The sequence below is a fragment of the Cellulophaga tyrosinoxydans genome (genome assembly GCF_900176415.1).
Classification (GTDB): domain Bacteria; phylum Bacteroidota; class Bacteroidia; order Flavobacteriales; family Flavobacteriaceae; genus Cellulophaga; species Cellulophaga tyrosinoxydans.
Genome location: NZ_FWXO01000001.1, coordinates 1,258,162 through 1,276,508, shown reverse-complemented (window position 1 = coordinate 1,276,508; position 18,347 = coordinate 1,258,162). Strand labels below are relative to the sequence as shown.

The window sequence follows — 18,347 nt, the reverse complement described above, 5'->3', positions numbered from 1 at the left end:
TTAGTATTATAACTTTACGGCATACACACAGGTATACCCTTCAAATTCTAAAAAATCTATACTGTATGCAGATGATTTTCCTTTGTAAATAATTTCTGCAATACTATCATTGTCTTCTAAATCAAATTCCTTAACATCTATATGATGTAAAAAACTTAAGCCACTTTGTGCATATATTTTGTACAAAGATTCTTTTGCGCCCCAAACAATTGTAAGTTTTCTAACAATAGCATCGGTATTCGCCAGGGTTTTATACTCTTCAATTGGTGTGAATTTATGAGCTATATTTAAAATTTTGTCTCTTTGCATTTCTATATCTATCCCAACTTCATCAGAATGCTGCGCCACAATAATACCCGTAAATTCATGAGAGTGGGTAATACTTATCCTATTTCCATCTTTTAAAAATGGTTTTCCAAATTCATTGTAATACAAATCTTTATCCTCGTAACCTGCAATTGCTAACAAATGACGAATACTTAAAAACCCTTTACGGTGTTGCTCTGATTTCATTCCTAGCATTCTTTCTGCGCATGCAGGAGTAAGCACAATATCTTTAGCAAGTTCCTCTTCTGTTTCTTCAACTTTCCAGATGTAAACAGTTATGCTTGGTGTTACCGTAATTGTTTTGTAAAGAGGCATGGCTTTAGTACCTTTGCAATCACTAAAATTTAGTGATTAAAATTGCTATATAACGAAAGTAAAAATAAAAAAGGATATGAGCACTAAAACTGTTTCTTATATACCCTACAAGGTAAAAGATATTTCTCTAGCAGGTTGGGGAAGAAAAGAAATAAACTTAGCTGAGGCAGAAATGCCTGGACTAATGGCATTAAGAGAGGAATATGGAAAAGAACAACCCTTAAAAGGTGCGCGTATTGCAGGATGTTTGCATATGACCATACAGACTGCAGTACTTATTGAAACTCTTGTGGCGTTAGGCGCAGAAGTTACATGGAGTTCTTGTAATATATTCTCGACTCAAGATCAAGCTGCGGCTGCAATTGCTGAAGCTGGAGTACCAGTATACGCCTGGAAAGGAATGAATGAAGAAGAATTTGACTGGTGTATTGAGCAAACCTTATTCTTTGGAGAAGATCGCAAACCTTTAAATATGATTCTTGATGATGGTGGCGATTTAACTAATATGGTTTTAGATAGATATCCTGAATTAGCAGGCAATATTAAAGGTTTATCTGAAGAAACAACAACTGGTGTACATAGACTTTATGAAAGAGTAAAGAATGGAACCTTACCAATGCCGGCCATTAATGTAAATGATTCGGTTACCAAATCTAAGTTTGATAATAAATATGGCTGTAGAGAAAGTGCTGTTGATGCTATAAGAAGAGCAACGGATACTATGCTTGCTGGTAAAAGAGTGGTTGTAGCTGGTTACGGAGATGTTGGTAAAGGTACCGCTGCTTCATTTAAAGGTGCTGGATCTATAGTTACAGTTACTGAAATTGACCCAATTTGTGCGCTACAGGCAGCCATGGATGGTTTTGAAGTTAAAAAACTAGAAACTGTAGTTGCTAATGCTGATATAATTATTACCACAACTGGGAATAAAGACATTATCCGTGCTGAGCATTTTAAAGCTATGAAAGACAAAACCATTGTTTGTAATATTGGTCATTTTGACAATGAGATAGACATGGCTTGGTTGAATAAAAATTATGGCAATACCAAGGATGAAATTAAACCTCAGGTAGATAAATATTCTATTGATGGCACTGATATCATTATTTTGGCTGAAGGACGATTAGTAAACCTTGGTTGTGCAACTGGACACCCTAGTTTTGTTATGAGTAACTCTTTCACCAACCAAACACTAGCACAAATAGAGCTTTGGAAACATAGTGATAAATACAAAAATGAAGTATACATGTTACCTAAGCATCTTGATGAAAAAGTAGCACAATTACATTTGGCAAGATTAGGTGTTGAATTAACGGAACTAAAACCAGAGCAAGCAGAATATATTGGCGTAACGGTTAAAGGACCATTTAAGCCAGATTATTATAGGTACTAGAATTTAAAAGCATCTTTAACTAGCTCAAAATCCTTATTTTATATTTTAAATAAGGATTTTGATTTTTTACACACAAATCAATCCCATGAACATTCTTTTAACTGGCGCCACAGGAACTTTAGGTTCTAGAATATTATATTCACTTTTAGAACAACGTTTTGATGCTATTGAACAAATTTATCTGCCTGTTCGCAAAAAAGCTACTTTAACTCCCGAAAAGAGAATTGAAAATGTTATTTCCAGCGATTTTGCTACCGAATTCATCAAGAAAAATAGAGCAGCTGTTCTGAATAAAATAGTGGTCATAGATGCGGATGAATTCTTAATTCCTGAAACCTTTTTAGGCACCAAAAATCGTATTGATTACTTTATACATTCTGCAGGGTTTGTAAATTTATCTACAGATCCAAAGGCTAAAAAAGAAATATTTAAAGAGAATTTAAAATTTACAAAAGACATTTTTAATGCCTTTTACAAGCACATTAACAAATTTGTATATATCAGTACTGCTTTTGCATCAGGTAATATAGGGGGACTGATTCAAAATGATTATTCTCAGCTAACAAGCGAAAACTATAGAAATCATTATGAAGCATCAAAGCATGCTTCTGAAAAATTTTTAACCGAAGCAGGTAAAGAAAAAAATATTCCTGTTCAAATATTACGCCCTAGTGTTCTTGGTGGTAATATTCTTGAGCATCCTAATTACTTTATATCAAAGTATATGGTATTCTATTTATTTGCAAAATTTTTCAATAGCGTTACCACCGACGATCAAGTGCGTATCACCACAACCCAAACCACAGGTTTGAATATAATTCCAACGGACTACGCTGCTCAGGTTATTGCTAAGGTAATTTCTACTGAAATTGAACAATTAAACATAGTTCACTCTCAAGAAACAAATATGATGAACGGTATTGCAAAAATATTGGAGGTAGTTGGTTTTAATAATTTCTCTTTCACTGAGGAGTTGATAAATGTAAAAACAGGATTTTCTTCTAAATTAGAAGCCTTTTATTATGAAACTATTGGTGTTCATTTACACCCATATATGACTTCTAAGGCTAGTGAATGGGATACCACATTATTAGAGAGCATACTCCCTATTCCGAAATATGACTTGGAAGACTATTTATCCGAAACTGTACTTTTTGCAAAAGCCAAAAACTTTAGAAACCAAAAGTGGTAAAAATAAAAAGAGCTAACCAATTTAGGTTAGCTCTTTTTTACTTAATAGCACGCGTTATTTTTCAATTCCAAGCTTAGCCAAATCGTAAAAATAGAAATCCTTTTTATCATTCATTGCTACAAACAAGCCGTTTTTAAAGGTGCTATTTAACGGAACTGTAACCACATCGCATCCATCTGTTTCTAAAGTAGAAAGATTAACTGCTTTTACAAATTCATTTGTAGTTCTTGAAAAAATGTTGAATTGTCCTCGTTGCTGATCCGATATAATTACATATCCAGTACCAACTTTGTATCGAGCAATAGCAATTCCTTCTATATCTTCAAGAAAAAGATCGCCACCGAAACAACTAATTTCTTCGTCGCCCATACTCGGTTCCGCATAGTATTTACGAACACAATGTTGCTCATCTGAATAATACACAAATCCTAATTCGTGATCTACGGCTATGGCTTCTATCTCTTTTTTACCACTAAATTTTCCAAACTTTCTTACCAATTCCGAACGCACAACCCCAGACGAATCTGCAGCTAAATTATATTGATATAAATAACCATTTTCAGGACCGGATTTACGGCCAACTATGGCGAACAATTTATTATCTGTTGGCGACATGTACAAACTTACACCCATAGGAAATGTGAATTCTAGGTTTGTTTCATCTTGAAAAACTTTAAATCCACCTTGATCTAAAGGTTTCATATCTGGCACAGAAAACATTCTAATTTGATTTTTTTCTCGCTCTGTAAAAACAATAACATCGGTTGTAGTAGAATCGTTTAATGCGAATCCGTAAGCTAAATCTATGTTATTAGGTCTTTCTATATTTCTAATTGTTTTTTCTTCAATTATTTTTCCTTCTAAATCAAAAGCATAAATAGCGCCATTAGTTTCTTTATCGGTACCAAATACAATACTTTTTGATGGATCGGAAGGATTTATCCAGATTGCCGGGTCATCTGTATCATTCAAAGTTTTTTCTGTTATAATATCTGGGGCAATAGCCGGAAGTTTTTTAGACTTACACGATGTAATGAATAAAAAAGCGCAAAGCGTAAACCATAGTACATTTTTCATGTTATATTTTTTGTAGTTGAAGACTGATCTTACTATTAGTTGATTTACAAACATTTGTTATTTTCTAAACAAATCATATTTCAATCCAAAAGTGAAGCGTTGCCCATAAAATTCAACTTGCTGTGTAAAATCTTTTTGCCCTTGGAAATAACGTAATGGCTGATTTGTAATATTATTTAAACTTGTGTAAATGCTTAAACTATTATTTACCTTATAATTTGCATTAAAATCTAAGAAAAACTGAGTGTCATAATATCTATCTTCAAAATCATTACCTCCTAATTCATCTATATAAGAATCTGTAAAATTACCTGATAATCTTGCAGAGAATTTTCTATCATTATAACCCAATGAAGCATTGAACGTATTTGGTGTTGTATTTGGCAAATCTACGTCTTCTCTCTCGTCACCATCCTCGTTCATAATTCCGTTGGCAGAAGAAGAAATGAATGTATAATTTAAGTAAACACTAAAGTTTCTTGCAAATCCCGGAAGAAAATCTAAGTTCCTTTGAAAAGCAAATTCAGCCCCAAAAATTGTTGCACCTTCTCCATTTAAAGGTTGGAATATTTCGTAACCTGTTGTGTCTTCTCCATACGTATCATCAGCAGTTTCACCAACAAAAGTATAAATGAAATTGTCTATATTTTTATAGAAAACACCTCCAGAAAGTAAACCAACACTTTCAAAATAATGCTCTGCCATAAAATCAAAGTTCATAGATGTTGTTGCTTCTAAATCTGGATTGCCCAATACAATTTCATCATCGCCTAAAATAACATCTACAGATGGTACTAAATCAGCATAATTAGGTCTTGCCAATGTATTTGTCCATGCAAAACGCAATATTGTTGCATCCGATGCCGCATATTTAAAATGCACGCCTGGTAATATATTCGAATAAGAACTCTCTTTTGTAATTTCACCTGTTACTATTTCTTCATCAATAATTTGATTTCCGGTGGCGGTAATTTTGGTATTTTCAATACGTACACCAACAAGCATATCTACTTTTTCAGATAGTTTTTGATTGGTTAAAATATACCCAGCAAAAACATTTTCTTTTACATTGTAATTTTCTCTCAAATACTCGTCAGGAACAGCTTCGCCATCTACAAGATTTAAAGCACCTAACCATTCTTCATCAGCAAACGAACCAATTAAGTATTTACTACCTGCAAGAAAATCAGCATCTGAAATATCTCTGGTTACCGTAGCTGCCAATGTTGGATAGTCATCTTCAAAATCAAACTCAAAGAAATTATTATCGCGAAGTTTGGTTTTTAAGCGTGTTCTTGCACCAAATTTTATAGTCCCATCACCCTGACCAAAAATATTTGAAGGCAATTCAAAATTTACAAAAACATTAAAGTCCTCTTCTTTAGTAAACTGATTTTCTTCTGTTAACTCATCGTATTCAAAATTATCTAAAGAGGTATCTGCAACATCTTCGGCAGTCATTATAGGGAAGCGAGTATCTTTATTATCATTCAATACAGCATATTCTGCAGCGTAAACAATGTAACGTTCATTTAATCTTTCTTCAGATGCTTTTGCGAATGACGACATCCAATCTACTTTTAAATTACCCAGTAAATGTTTTCCACCTAGGCTATAATTTTGCATTCGCTGATCTTCTAATCGTCTGTTTTTATTTCTTTTAGAATCAATTCCACCTTTTGTCTCACGCGTAACTTCTGCTAAAAAGCTAGTTACTTTACCATCAGTAATCGTAAAATCACCTAATTCCATATCTTCACCGTCAAGCATTTCGCTTTGCAATGCAAATCTATTTTCTCTATCATCTCTCCAATTATAAATTGTTTTTAAGAACAGTGTATTATCGGCATCAATCTTATAATCCATATTGGCAGAAAAACTACGTCTTATACGTTGTACCAAATATTCCCTTTGCTCAAAGACATTGGTATAGGAATCTACATCAACTTCTTCTAGAATTGGCTCCCCATCGCCGTCATCCACACCAGAATAATACTCAAATTCATCTGTCCATTCAGCCTCAACGTTATCAGATCCAAAATCATTATTGTTATAAGATGCGGATAGCATCCAACCAAATTTTCCATTTTCACTTCTATCACCAAGTAAAAATGAACCATTGATAATTGGCTTATTGGTAATTACATTTATACCAGATCCTGCAGTTGCAGATAATCTAAACCCTTGTGGAGAAGTTCTTGTTACCAAATTTATAGAACCTCCTAAGGCATCGGCATCCATATCTGGAGTTACAGCTTTACTCACTTCAATGGTTTGTATCATATCGGACGGAATCAAATCCATCTGAACATTTCTGTTATCTCCCTCTGCCGATGGAACTCGACTTCCATTTAATGTAACTGAATTTAACTGGGGTGATAAGCCACGCACAATAACATTACGCGCCTCACCTTGATCCACCTGCATAGTAATCCCCGGAATACGCTTTACTGCATCACCTACATTAGAATCAGGAAATTTACCAATCTGATCTGTAGAAACTACATTGGTAATGTTCATATTGGTTTTTTGTGTATTTAACGCTTTTGCCTGACTGCCCAAACCATAACTTACCACTTCAACACCCTGCAACTCTAAACTTTTTGGTTGAATAAAGACTTCTATAGATGTGGTGCTTCCGTCGGTAATTGTAATTTCTTGGTCTACGCTAGCATACCCTAAATACGTAATGGAAAGTTTATAAGTACCTACAGGAATTTCAACAAGAGAAAAGTGCCCATCAAAATCGGATGTTGTTCCTTTTTTTAAAGAGGTTATTAGAATTGTTGCACCAGGAACGCTTAATCCGTTTTCGTCCGAAATTGTACCTGCTATATTACCATTTTGAGCTTGAATTGAAGCAAAATTTATAGCAACAAATACGAGAAATAAAGTAAACTTTAAATAATTTTTCATTTTTATTTTCATTGGTTATTTAGCAGCCAAAATTATATATATCAAGCATTTAGCATGTTTACTTAATGAAAAGAAATAGAGAAGATTTATTTAAAAACTAGGAAACAACAAGGCAACAATAAGAATAGATTTACATTGAAATAACAGTATGCTAAACTACTGCCTGTAATACGTTAAATAGAACGTAAATATTGACTTAATTCTTCTTTAGCGTCTATCGGAAGTTTTTTTCTTAATCGATATCTAGATACCCGCACACTATCCGTTGTTAATCGCAATATCGAGGCTATTTCTTTGGAATTTAGGTTTAATCGCAACAACATACTTAAACGTAATTCAGAAGACGATAAATTGTCATTTGCTACTTTATTTATTCGTTCAATATATTGAGGGTGAATCTCTTGAAATAGGGTTACAAATTCTTCCCACTCCTGAACTTGAGACAAATTGGTGTTGATTTCTTGTATTAGAGCAGCTAATTTTCTTTTTAAGTCGATATTATTGCGGTCTAAACATTTTGTAAGGGTATGAGCTAAATCTGAAAGTATCTTATTCTTTTGAGAAATATGTAAACTGTAAGTAGATAATGAAGCATTTTTTACTTCTACTTCTCTTTTTAAAATTTCCTCTTTTAAACTTTTTTTATCCAATTCTGCTTTAAGAATTTGCTGCTTATATATTGTTTCATTTCGTGTTTGCTTTTTCTTTTTTAGAATATATAAGTACCAAAACAGCACTAACAATACCCCACTAATAATTGAAGCTATGAGCATAATTTTTTGAGCATAATCCACTTTGCCTTTCTGCACTAAAACCTTGATTTGTGCTTCCTTCTCTTTGGTGTCGTAAATTATTTGTAGTGCAGTAGCTTGATTTGTGCTTTGTAATTGTTGGTTTTCGTTATCAAGAATTATGAACTGTTCTAAATACGTTAATGCTTTATCCAATTCACCTAATAATTGGTAGTTTTCAGCAAGGTCTTTAAAACTACTTGCTTGTTCGTGCAGATCACCACATAATTTTGCCGTCTCTAGAGCTCTGTTGCTAAATTCAGCCCCTAAATCAAATACCTTAGTCTTCCGGTAAACATCACCTAAATTGTTATAAATGTTTGCTTTACGACTATCTACTTGCTCTCCATGATACTTCAAAGCTTTATTAAAATGCTCCAATGCTAGATCATATTGCTCTAAATCTTCATAAATACTTCCAATATTTTCATGTACTATGCACAAACCATTGTCGCTTTTTAGATCTGTATAGAGTATTAAACTCTCATCTTGAAGCTGTAAAGCCTCTTTATACAACTTTTGTTTTTCAAAGCAGGCCCCTAAATAGCTTTTTGCTATGGCTAATTGTAATTTGTTTTCTTGTTTTAATGCTTCTTCAATTCCTCTTTTAAAATACACTTCAGAAGTACGGTAGTTTTTTAATTCTAAATGTAGTTTTCCCAAGCAATTAATCAAATCAAGCAATACGTTATCTTGCTTTTCATTTTCTAAGGACATTAACCCATAATTAAACTGATTAATTGCTTCTACAAAAACTCCATTTTCTTGACAAAACAACCCTAATTTTAAGTGTGCTTTGGCTTTGGAAATACCATCTTTAGATTTAAGTTCTTTCTGCAAGTTTGTATTTAGAGAAGCAAAGCTTTCACTCACCGTATGATTATAAAGGTCTAGTAGATTTACACCTTGTGCGATGGCCAAAGAAAAACTTAAAAGCGTATAGAAAAATAAGAAGACTAATTTTTGCACAGTGAATGGCTCTAAATAATCTTGAAAAATACAAGCATTATATATCTTAAAGCTTAAACAAAAGTTACCAAAAAGTAAACTATAATGTTAACGCAAAAACCCTTTATCGCTAATTAAAGCAATAAAGGGTATTTATTTATTATTAAGAAAACTATCTCTTAAGCTTCGAAAGGCTCAATTGATACGAAAGATTTACCTCCCGCTTTCTTCTGGAATTTTACAATACCATCAACACGTGCGTGCAAAGTATGATCTTTTCCAGCGTATACATTTTCTCCTGGATTGTGTCTAGTTCCGCGCTGTCTAACAAGTACGTTACCAGCTATAGCAGCTTGACCACCAAAAATCTTAACACCTAAACGTTTTGATTCTGATTCTCTACCGTTTTTAGAACTACCTACACCTTTCTTATGTGCCATTTTGTTACGGTTTTTATATTGTTATACTTATGCTGGTTTCCCACCATCTAATTCATCTTGCCATTTCTTTAACTCGTCCCACTTACCTTCAGCAGCTAATTTAGCTTGTGCAGGCCAAGTATCAGTTACGTGGTTTCCACGTACATCAGAGATAATATCAGCAATTTTTGCTGCATCAGTTTTAGCTAATTCAGCGAAAGTTGAAATTCCAGCGGCAATTAATGTCTCTGCAATTTTAGGACCAATTCCTTCAACTTTTTTCAAATCATCTGCTTTCTCTGCTTTTTTAGGAGCAGCCTTCTTTGGAGCTTCTGCTTTTACTGCTTCAGCTTTTTTAGGCTCTGCCTTTTTTGGAGCAGCAGCTTCTTTTTTAGGAGCGGCTTTTTTAGCACCTGAAGTAACAATACTTTCAATTACTAACTCAGTTAAATACTGTCTGTGACCGTTTCTAACTTTGTAACCTTTACGTCTTTTTTTCTTAAAAACGATTACCTTATCACCTTTTAGGTGCTTAATGACTTTTGCCTCAACAGCGGCTCCGTCTATAGCTGGGGCGCCAATAGTAATGTTGCTACCGTCTTCTAATAAAAGAACGTTATCAAAAGTAACTTTGCTACCTTCTTCGTCCTGTAAACGGTGAACATACACTTTTTGGTCTTTCGCAACTTTAAATTGCTGCCCTGCTATCTCTACAATTGCGTACATAGCTTGTGTTTGTTATTAATCAATATTTCAATACCCATTTTTCAATAGGCGGGTGCAAATATACTTCTAATAACTTAATTTACAAGGGATTTTTACAGAATTTATTTATATTACTTTTTCTGTTATTTATACGACTTAAATAGCTGCATGAAGGTTAATGTTAATACCACCGATGTTGCAAATCCCATAATAGCCACTGTAAAAAATAATATTCCCTCACCGGTATTATAATCTTTGAACCAAACTTTTGAAAGTTCTCCAGTAAATTCTGTGTTTATTTCAGTAGCATAAAAAGCAAAAAATATGGTAAATATTAAAGTTGCCACAAATCCTGTTACGATACCTGCAGAGAATCCTTTTCTATAATTAAAATTGGCGCCATCCCTTATTTTTAGGTATTTAATGGCTTCATAAATTCCAAAACCAGTAATAAAACCATTAAATAGACTGTAGAATACGTTTACATGAAGGTTAAAAAGCGAAAGAATTAAAAAATAGGCAATTAGAGAACCACTTGTGGCGATACCAAAACGTACGGGAAGTGCAAAATTTTTCATGTCTATTGGTTTTAATTAGTGCTATTAAATTATAAAAAAAGTAGCTATAAACGGTAAAAAATCTTGTTAAAGAATAAATAACCTAAATAATTAAAATCTAAAAAAAACAGTATTTTCGTGTAACATTTTGTAAGAATTATATACTAATTCTGTATTCATGGATAAAATTCCTTAAATTTCTATCCGTAATTAAACCACTATAATTAAACACTTAAAGAATGAAAAGAAAATTATTTCTTGCTGTTACGCTATCTATCGCGGCCCTAACAGCTAAAGCTCAAGAAGTAGCTTACGAAGAGTATAATTTGGACAATGGACTCCATGTTATTCTACACCAAGACAATTCTGCGCCATTAGTTACCACATCAGTAATGTACCATGTTGGTGGTAAAGATAGAACTGAAGGGAGAACAGGGTTTGCTCACTTATTTGAGCATCTTTTGTTTGAAGGAACCGAAAATATAGAAAGAGGAAAATGGTTCGAAATTGTATCTTCTAATGGAGGTCAGAATAACGCTAACACTTCTCAAGATAGAACCTACTATTATGAAGTTTTCCCGTCTAACAACTTACAATTAGGACTTTGGTTAGAGTCAGAAAGAATGCTCCATCCAATTATTAATCAGGTTGGCATAGACACTCAAATCGAGGTTGTCAAAGAAGAAAAAAGAAGAAGTTATGACAACAGGCCTTATGGTCAAATTCTACAAGCTGTTGGTGAGGCTTTATTTTCAAAGCATCCTTATAAGGATCCAAATATTGGATATATGAAAGATCTAGAAGCGGCTACTTTAGAAGATGTTACTGCTTATAATAAATTATATTATGTACCTAATAATGCCGTTTTAACTGTTGCTGGTGATATTGATATTGCCAAGACAAAAAAAATGATCGAGGATTATTTTGGACCCATTAAACGCGGTGGTGATGTGATAAGAAATTACCCAAAAGAAGATCCTATTACCGTGGAATCTAAATCGGTTGTATACGATCAGAATATACAAATTCCAGCATCAATTATCGCTTATAGAACTCCTGGTTTTAAAGAACGCGATGCTTATGTTCTAGAAATGATCTCGAGCTATTTAAGCGATGGTCCTAGCTCTAAGCTATACAAGAAAATGGTTGACGAACAAAAACAAGCATTACAAGTAGGTGCCTTTAATATTGGTCAAGAAGACTACGGTATGTATTTAGTGTTTTCTTTACCAGTTGGCGAAACCACATTAGAGACTTTAAATACAGAAATTGAAGAAGAAATTGTAAAAGTTAGAACAGAATTAATTTCTGAAAGCGATTATCAGAAACTACAAAATAAGTTCGAAAATGAATTTGTAAATTCTAACTCAAGCGTAGAAGGTATTGCTGGCTCTTTAGCAACCAATTACATGTTATATGGTGATACATCATTAATTAATAAAGAAATTGATATTTACAGATCTATCACTCGTGAAGAAATTAAAGCGGTTGCTGACAAATATCTTAAGCCTAATCAACGTGTAATTATCGATTATTTACCACAAGAAAAACCTGCAAACTAAATTCTACACTGAATAAATTCAGCACATATGAAAAAAATATTTACAACATTAGTTTTTGCGCTTTTTGCTTTAATTACAACCGCGCAGATAGATAGGAGTGTAATGCCTAAATCAGGCCCTGCTCCAGAAATAAATTTAAAAGAACCACAACGTTTTGAGCTTAAAAATGGTTTAAAAGTATTGGTGGTTGAAAACCACAAACTTCCAAGAGTATCTATACAATTAAGAATAGACAATCCACCAATTGCCGAAGGCGATAAAGCTGGAGTAAGTTCTTTTGTTTCTAGCCTATTAGGAAATGGTTCTAAAACCATTACAAAAGATGCCTTTAATGAAGAAGTAGACTTTTTAGGTGCTCGTATAAACTTTGGTTCGCAAAGTGCATTTGCTAGCTCGTTATCAAAATACTTCCCAAGAATTTTAGAATTGATGGCAGATGCCGCAATTAACCCTAATTTTTCACAAGTAGAATTTGATAAAGAAAAAGAAAAAATTCTTACTGGATTAAAAACTCAAGAAAAAGATGTTGCATCTATTGCTAGTAGAGCGCAATCTGCTTTAGCATACGGAAAAGATCATCCTTATGGAGAATTTACGACGCCAGAAACTGTAAATAATATAACACTTGCCGATGTTCAAAAGTTTTATTCTAATTACTTTGTTCCTGCAAATGCTTATTTAATTGTTATTGGAGATGTAAATTTAAAAGAGGTTGAAAAATTAGTAAAGAAAAACTTTACTCCTTGGACAAAAGCAACACCTCCTTCTTTTCAATTTTCTAAACCAACTGATGCACAATACACGCAAATAAATTTTATTGATGTGCCTAATGCGGTACAGTCAGAAATTGCCGTAGAAAGTTTAGTAGATCTAAAAATGAGTGATGCTGATTATTTTCCAGCATTAATCACCAACCAAATTCTTGGTGGTGGTGGTGAAGGCCGATTATTCTTGAATCTTAGAGAAGACAAAGGGTACACCTATGGGTCATATTCCAGCATTGGAAATGATAAGTATGCGCCTTCTAGATTTAGAGCCACAGCTCAGGTTAGAAATGCCGTTACTGATAGTTCTGTAGTAGAAATTTTAAAAGAAATCGACAAAATAAGAACAACGCCTGTTTCTGCCGATGATTTAAAAAATACCAAAGCGAAATATATTGGTCGTTTCATTATGGCTTTAGAGCGCCCTGAAACTATTGCAGGTTATGCCTTAAATATTGAAACTGAAAATTTACCTAAAGATTATTACAAAACCTATTTAGAGCGCATAAATGCTGTAACAATCGAAGATGTTCAAAAAGCAGCTCAAAAATACTTTACCACAGATAAAGCTAGAATTGTAATTGCTGGGAAAGGTAGCGAGGTATTAGAAAACCTTGAAAAAGTGACCTTTAATGGCAAAGCAGTTCCTATTAAATATTACGATAAAATGGTAAATGCTGCTGAAAAGCCAAATTATGATGCTGCACTACCCGAAGGTGTTTCTGCGCAAAGTGTTATTGACAACTACATAAAGGCCATTGGAGGAAAAGACAAACTTACTGCGGTAACTATGTTCTCAATGTCAGCTGAAGCAGAAGTTCAGGGAATGAAATTAAATCTTGAAATTAAGAAAACTACCAATGGTCAATTTATGCAAGATGTGCAAATGATGGGTAATTCTATGAGTAAGCAAGTTTTAGATGGTGATTCTGGATATATGGTCATGCAAGGACAAAGAAAAGATTTAGATGCTACTGAAATTGCAAAAATCAAAGCTGAATCCTCACCGTTTGCAGAACTAAACTATTCTTCGGATGCTATTTCACTTGAAGGAATCGAGCAGGTTGATGGTAAAAAAGCCTATAAAGTAAAAATTTCTGACGAAAAAGCTTCGTTCTATGATGTAGCCACTGGTCTTAAATTACAAGACGTTGTAACTGCTGAAATGAACGGGCAAAAAATGAGCAGTACTTTTAATTTTTCAGAGTATAAAGAAGTGGGTGGAATATTGTTTCCTTTTACTTTAACACAATCAATGGGGCCTCAAAAAATTGATTTTATTGTTAAATCAATTAAAGTAAATGAAGGTGTATCAGATGCTGATTTTGAATAATTAGACACCTAAATAAAGGTTTAAAAACTCCCAATCTTAGCAATAAGGTTGGGAGTTTTTTTTATTCTTATGCCCGAAAATTTATTTTCGTATTGATTAAAAAAGCATAATGCTTTTGAGTAAAAATAAAACTTGTGGTATCTTTATATCAGCCAAAAAAGAGCATTATGAAAAAACTTTTAATCTTATCTGTTTCATTATTTTCAGTCCTATTTTTTTCTTGCAAAGACAATGAAAAAAGTCAGACGCAGACTCAAATGCAACAAGTTATGGCGGTACATGACGAAGTTATGCCTAAAATGAGTAGCATAAGCAAATTAATAAGTCAGTTAGACGCAAAAATACAGGCTGGAGACTCTACAGAAACCTACATAAAAGCTAGTCAAGATTTAAAAGATGCCAATAAGGCCATGTTTGATTGGATGAAGGGTTTTTCGGATCGTTTCGACCGAGAAGAAATTATGAACGGAAAAGCTTTATCCGCAGAAAAACAAAAGTTTTTAGATGAAGAAGAAGCTAAGGTAAAGGCCCTACGTGATCAAATGAATTCTAGCATTTCGAATGCTGAAGCGATTTTACAGTAAAATTGGAGGTTTAGTTTTTCCAACGTAATGTTTCCATAATCGCCCGCATATCATTCTGCAAATAATCTGCAGCTGGCAAAATGGAATCGTAATTAGGTTTTGTGTAAAAATAAACAGAGCCTGTAACAAAATTCTGTATGCTATCTGTTACATAAAACTGAGATTGAGAAGCAGCATCTCCTATAATCTGAAAATATGTGCCATAGACCTTATTATCCTCGTTAATAAAAACTCTATGTTCTATATTATCGGCTTTCTTCATGTGTTCCATAGAAAGTCTTTCTGCATCGGTAATTAATTTTTTAAGGTTGCCATCTACTTTTTTATACGTAATAAAAATAGAACCTTTCATTTTAGGGTAATCCAAAACTACTGCATTTTGATTTTTGATAATTGGATTGGCCTGCTCATTATAATTAAAAACAAAATTGTTAGTTTCTAATTGCGCTTCTGTTGGTATCGGATATTCCAAACGGAGCATAGCCTTTGGCTTTGGTATTACCACTTCTTCCTTACAGCTAACAGACAATAAAAATAATAGCAATATGGCTATAACACTATTATTAATCTTCATTTGGCAATGTTACTTTAATTTGTTTAAGTCTTTTTTTATCCAGACTTTCAACAATAAATTTATACTCCTTAAATAATACTACTTCTCCTCTTTTCGGAAAACTACCTGCTATTTCTAAAACAAAACCAGCAATAGTTTCGGACTCCCCTTTCTTTTCTTCGAACTCATCCTCATTGTCCAATTTTATTACACGATAAAAATCCTTTAGTGTAGTTTTACCGTCGAACAAATAATTGTGGTTATCTAATTTAGAAAAAACCAAATCTTCATCATCAAACTCATCACTAATATCACCAACAATTTCTTCGATAATATCTTCTAAAGTTACAATACCTGATGTGCCACCATATTCATCTACAACTACAGCAAGGTGATTTTTTTTGTCTTGAAATTCTAATAATAAATCATCTAACTTTTTATTTTCTGGCACAAAATAAGGTTCTCGAATTAGGCTCATCCAATTAAAAGTTTTTCTATCTATATAAGGTAGCAAATCTTTTACATACAAAACACCTTGAACATTATCTACATTATCGGTAAAAACAGGCACTCTAGAATATCCTCTTTTCTTAATTTCTTCTAACACTTCTAGAAATTTCATTTCTGAATTTAGTGCAAAAATATCTATCCGAGGTCGCATTACTTGCTTAGTGTCTGTGTTTCCAAAAGAAACAATCCCTTCTAATATTTTTTGCTCTTCTTTAGTTGTATCGCCCTCTGATGTAAGCTCAAGCGCTTGGGATAAATGATCTACACTTAAACTAGATTTTTGCTTGCCCAACTTGTTATGCAAATATATTGTTGCTGCGCGCATTGGCATGCTCAAAGGTGTAAATAAAAAATCTAAAACCTTTAAAGGATAAGCCATAGTATGTGCAAAGCTTTTCTGATTTCTATTGGCATAAACTTTAGGTAAAATTTCACCAAACATTAAAATTAAAAACGTTACAACAACAACTTCTAGTAAGAAACGAACGGAGATAAATCCTAAAATTTTATATGTTATCGTTGAAAAAATGACATCACCAATGGAACTAAACAATAGTACAATTCCAATATTTATGGCATTATTACCAATTAATATAGTAGCTAATAGCTTTTTAGGTCGTTCTAAAAGCTTTACAATAATTCCACCCTTACTCGTTTTTTCTTGATCTATTTCATTGACTTCAGTTGCCGAAAGTCCAAAAAAAGCGACTTCTGCACCAGAAATAAGCGCGGAGAATACCAGCAAAATTATAAGCGTAACTAGTTTAAGCACTAAGGCACTATCAAAATCAACAGCATTAAGTAATAGCCTAAAGGGGTCTGGATCCAAAAGTTATAATTTAGGTTTAATATTAAAATGGTAAATCATCATCTTGTTCTGCATCATTATTATAAGAAGCCAAATCATTTGCAGCAGTGGTTGCTGAATTTGAATTTTGAGCATTGCTATTGGCTGGATTATTTTGAGCATTGCTAACACTTTCTTTTTTAGTAGTTAAAAAAGTAAAATCTTGCACATGAACTTCAGTAGTATATCTTGTTTGTCCATCTTCACCTTGCCATTGTCTATTTTTTAATCTTCCTTCAACATAAATCTTATCACCCTTGCTTAGGTATTTTTCACAAACTTCGGCAGCTTTGTTTCTGATAACAATATTATGCCAGTCTGTATTTGAAACTTTTTCGCCTGTTTGTCTGTTAGTATAGGTTTCGTTAGTTGCTAAAGGAAAACGCGCAATACAATTACCACCATCAAAATAGTGAATCTTCACTTCATCTCCTAGATGACCTATTAACATCACCTTATTTAATGTACCGCTCATATCAAAAATATTTTGTCAAAAATACTAAAAATTAAACGTTTTAATAAAATCTGCAATTAAAACTGGAACAGGATACTTTACTATTTCCGAAACTTCTATTCCATCATTTAATTTTCCGTTAAAATCTATAATCCAAAAACTGGTAAATAGGTGTTGATGCGATAATTTATGGATGATTTTTTCACTATTATACAAGTACATTTCAAAACTTATAGCATCATTTGAAAATTTTTCTAGTTTTTTCTGCACCTCAGTATCTTTTAGTTTAAAATCCTTATCAGATTCTATTAGCGGAAATTGATACATATTTTGCCAAATTCCTTTACCCAATCTCTGTTCTAGAATAATTTTATCTTCTCTATCTTTAATAACAAGGTAGTTAAAGTAACGCTTTTTTACTGTTGTTTTTTTTATTTTGACAGGCAAATCGTTAACCTGATTATTCTTCAAGGCAACACAAGCACTGCTTAACGGACATTTTTCACAATCTGGATTTCTTGGTGAGCACTGTATAGCCCCAAACTCCATAATACCTTGATTATAATCGCGAATATTGGCGCTATCCATAACTTCATGTGCCAGTGTTTTAAAGTAATTTATACCCTCTGTACTATTAATAGGTATATCTATGCCAAAAAAACGAGATAGCACTCTATATACATTACCATCAACCACAGGTTCTGGAATATTAAAACTTATAGACGCAATGGCGCTAGCCGTATAATCCCCTATACCTTTTAATTTTAGCAGCTCTTTATAGCTATTCGGAAATTTGCCTTTGTATTGATTAGCTATAATTTTTGCAGTCGTATGTAAATTTCTTGCTCTTGAATAATACCCTAGCCCCTGCCATAGCTTTAATATTTGTTCCTCATTTGCATTGGCGAGATCATGAACCGTTGGGAAATTTTCTACAAAACTTAAATAATAAGGTGTACCTTGAGCAACTCTGGTTTGTTGTAACATAATTTCAGACAACCAAATGTTGTAGGGATTCGTGGTGTTTCTCCACGGAAGATCCCTTTTATTTTGGGCATACCAGACAAGAATTTCTTTCGAAAAATTCATTTAAAAAATAG

The 18,347-nt window shown here is 33.2% G+C and carries 16 protein-coding genes; 5 read left to right on the top strand and 11 right to left on the bottom strand.

The annotated features are described in order from the left end of the window. Positions 1 to 6 precede the first annotated feature (6 nt). Entirely contained in the window at positions 7 to 642 is a 636-nt protein-coding gene (locus B8963_RS05745; protein WP_084060440.1) for a 4'-phosphopantetheinyl transferase family protein, read from the bottom strand. 76 nt (positions 643 to 718) lie between these two features. Here B8963_RS05745 and ahcY point away from each other — a divergent pair, with 76 nt between their 5' ends. Then, positions 719 to 2,035, top strand: coding sequence for an adenosylhomocysteinase (gene ahcY / locus B8963_RS05740; RefSeq protein WP_084060439.1), 1,317 nt, complete (start codon positions 719 to 721; stop codon positions 2,033 to 2,035). Positions 2,036 to 2,120: 85 nt separating this feature from the next. Continuing rightward, positions 2,121 to 3,227: an SDR family oxidoreductase gene (locus B8963_RS05735; RefSeq protein WP_084060438.1), complete on the top strand. Its 1,107-nt coding sequence runs from the start codon at positions 2,121 to 2,123 to the stop codon at positions 3,225 to 3,227. A gap of 54 nt (positions 3,228 to 3,281) precedes the next feature. On the opposite strand, the gene B8963_RS05730 is transcribed toward B8963_RS05735, so the two are convergent. The 6 genes from B8963_RS05730 to B8963_RS05705 all read right to left on the bottom strand — a co-directional run bounded on the left by B8963_RS05730 (position 3,282) and on the right by B8963_RS05705 (position 10,661). Further along, complete coding sequence (locus B8963_RS05730) at positions 3,282 to 4,304, bottom strand: phytase (RefSeq protein ID WP_084060738.1); 1,023 nt, start codon at positions 4,302 to 4,304, stop codon at positions 3,282 to 3,284. A 57-nt stretch (positions 4,305 to 4,361) separates the two neighbouring features. Beyond that, entirely contained in the window at positions 4,362 to 7,220 is a 2,859-nt protein-coding gene (locus tag B8963_RS05725; protein WP_084060437.1) for a TonB-dependent receptor, read from the bottom strand. 173 nt (positions 7,221 to 7,393) lie between these two features. After that, positions 7,394 to 8,980 carry a tetratricopeptide repeat protein gene (locus B8963_RS05720; RefSeq protein WP_084060436.1) on the bottom strand — a complete coding sequence of 529 codons (1,587 nt, stop codon included), beginning with the start codon at positions 8,978 to 8,980 and terminating at the stop codon, positions 7,394 to 7,396. Between the two features lie 158 nt (positions 8,981 to 9,138). Continuing rightward, complete coding sequence (gene rpmA, locus B8963_RS05715; protein WP_024479158.1) at positions 9,139 to 9,399, bottom strand: 50S ribosomal protein L27; 261 nt, start codon at positions 9,397 to 9,399, stop codon at positions 9,139 to 9,141. 27 nt (positions 9,400 to 9,426) lie between these two features. Continuing rightward, positions 9,427 to 10,104: a 50S ribosomal protein L21 gene (rplU, locus tag B8963_RS05710; protein WP_084060435.1), complete on the bottom strand. Its 678-nt coding sequence runs from the start codon at positions 10,102 to 10,104 to the stop codon at positions 9,427 to 9,429. A 122-nt stretch (positions 10,105 to 10,226) separates the two neighbouring features. Then, complete coding sequence (locus tag B8963_RS05705) at positions 10,227 to 10,661, bottom strand: DUF4199 family protein (protein ID WP_084060434.1); 435 nt, start codon at positions 10,659 to 10,661, stop codon at positions 10,227 to 10,229. A gap of 218 nt (positions 10,662 to 10,879) precedes the next feature. Between B8963_RS05705 and B8963_RS05700 the strand changes: the two genes are divergently transcribed. The 3 genes from B8963_RS05700 to B8963_RS05690 all read left to right on the top strand — a co-directional run bounded on the left by B8963_RS05700 (position 10,880) and on the right by B8963_RS05690 (position 14,883). Then, positions 10,880 to 12,202 carry a M16 family metallopeptidase gene (locus B8963_RS05700; RefSeq protein ID WP_084060433.1) on the top strand — a complete coding sequence of 441 codons (1,323 nt, stop codon included), beginning with the start codon at positions 10,880 to 10,882 and terminating at the stop codon, positions 12,200 to 12,202. 27 nt (positions 12,203 to 12,229) lie between these two features. Continuing rightward, positions 12,230 to 14,299 (top strand): M16 family metallopeptidase, encoded by a 2,070-nt coding sequence (locus B8963_RS05695; RefSeq protein ID WP_084060432.1) that lies wholly within the window; start codon positions 12,230 to 12,232, stop codon positions 14,297 to 14,299. 167 nt (positions 14,300 to 14,466) lie between these two features. Beyond that, the gene (locus tag B8963_RS05690; RefSeq protein WP_084060431.1) at positions 14,467 to 14,883 is read left to right on the top strand and encodes a hypothetical protein; all 417 of its coding nucleotides are present in this window, start codon (positions 14,467 to 14,469) and stop codon (positions 14,881 to 14,883) included. A 10-nt stretch (positions 14,884 to 14,893) separates the two neighbouring features. Here the strand turns inward: B8963_RS05690 and gldD are convergent, their stop codons facing one another. The 4 genes from gldD to mutY are packed head-to-tail and all read right to left on the bottom strand — an operon-like array spanning position 14,894 to position 18,336. Continuing rightward, positions 14,894 to 15,457: a gliding motility lipoprotein GldD gene (gene gldD / locus B8963_RS05685; protein ID WP_084060430.1), complete on the bottom strand. Its 564-nt coding sequence runs from the start codon at positions 15,455 to 15,457 to the stop codon at positions 14,894 to 14,896. After that, positions 15,447 to 16,775 (bottom strand): gliding motility-associated protein GldE, encoded by a 1,329-nt coding sequence (locus tag B8963_RS05680; RefSeq protein ID WP_084060429.1) that lies wholly within the window; start codon positions 16,773 to 16,775, stop codon positions 15,447 to 15,449. Before B8963_RS05680 ends, gldD begins: the two co-directional genes overlap by 11 nt. 22 nt (positions 16,776 to 16,797) lie before the next feature. Then, positions 16,798 to 17,268 (bottom strand): single-stranded DNA-binding protein, encoded by a 471-nt coding sequence (locus B8963_RS05675; RefSeq protein WP_084060428.1) that lies wholly within the window; start codon positions 17,266 to 17,268, stop codon positions 16,798 to 16,800. Positions 17,269 to 17,292: 24 nt separating this feature from the next. Beyond that, positions 17,293 to 18,336: an A/G-specific adenine glycosylase gene (gene mutY, locus B8963_RS05670; protein WP_084060427.1), complete on the bottom strand. Its 1,044-nt coding sequence runs from the start codon at positions 18,334 to 18,336 to the stop codon at positions 17,293 to 17,295. Positions 18,337 to 18,347: the final 11 nt, after the last annotated feature.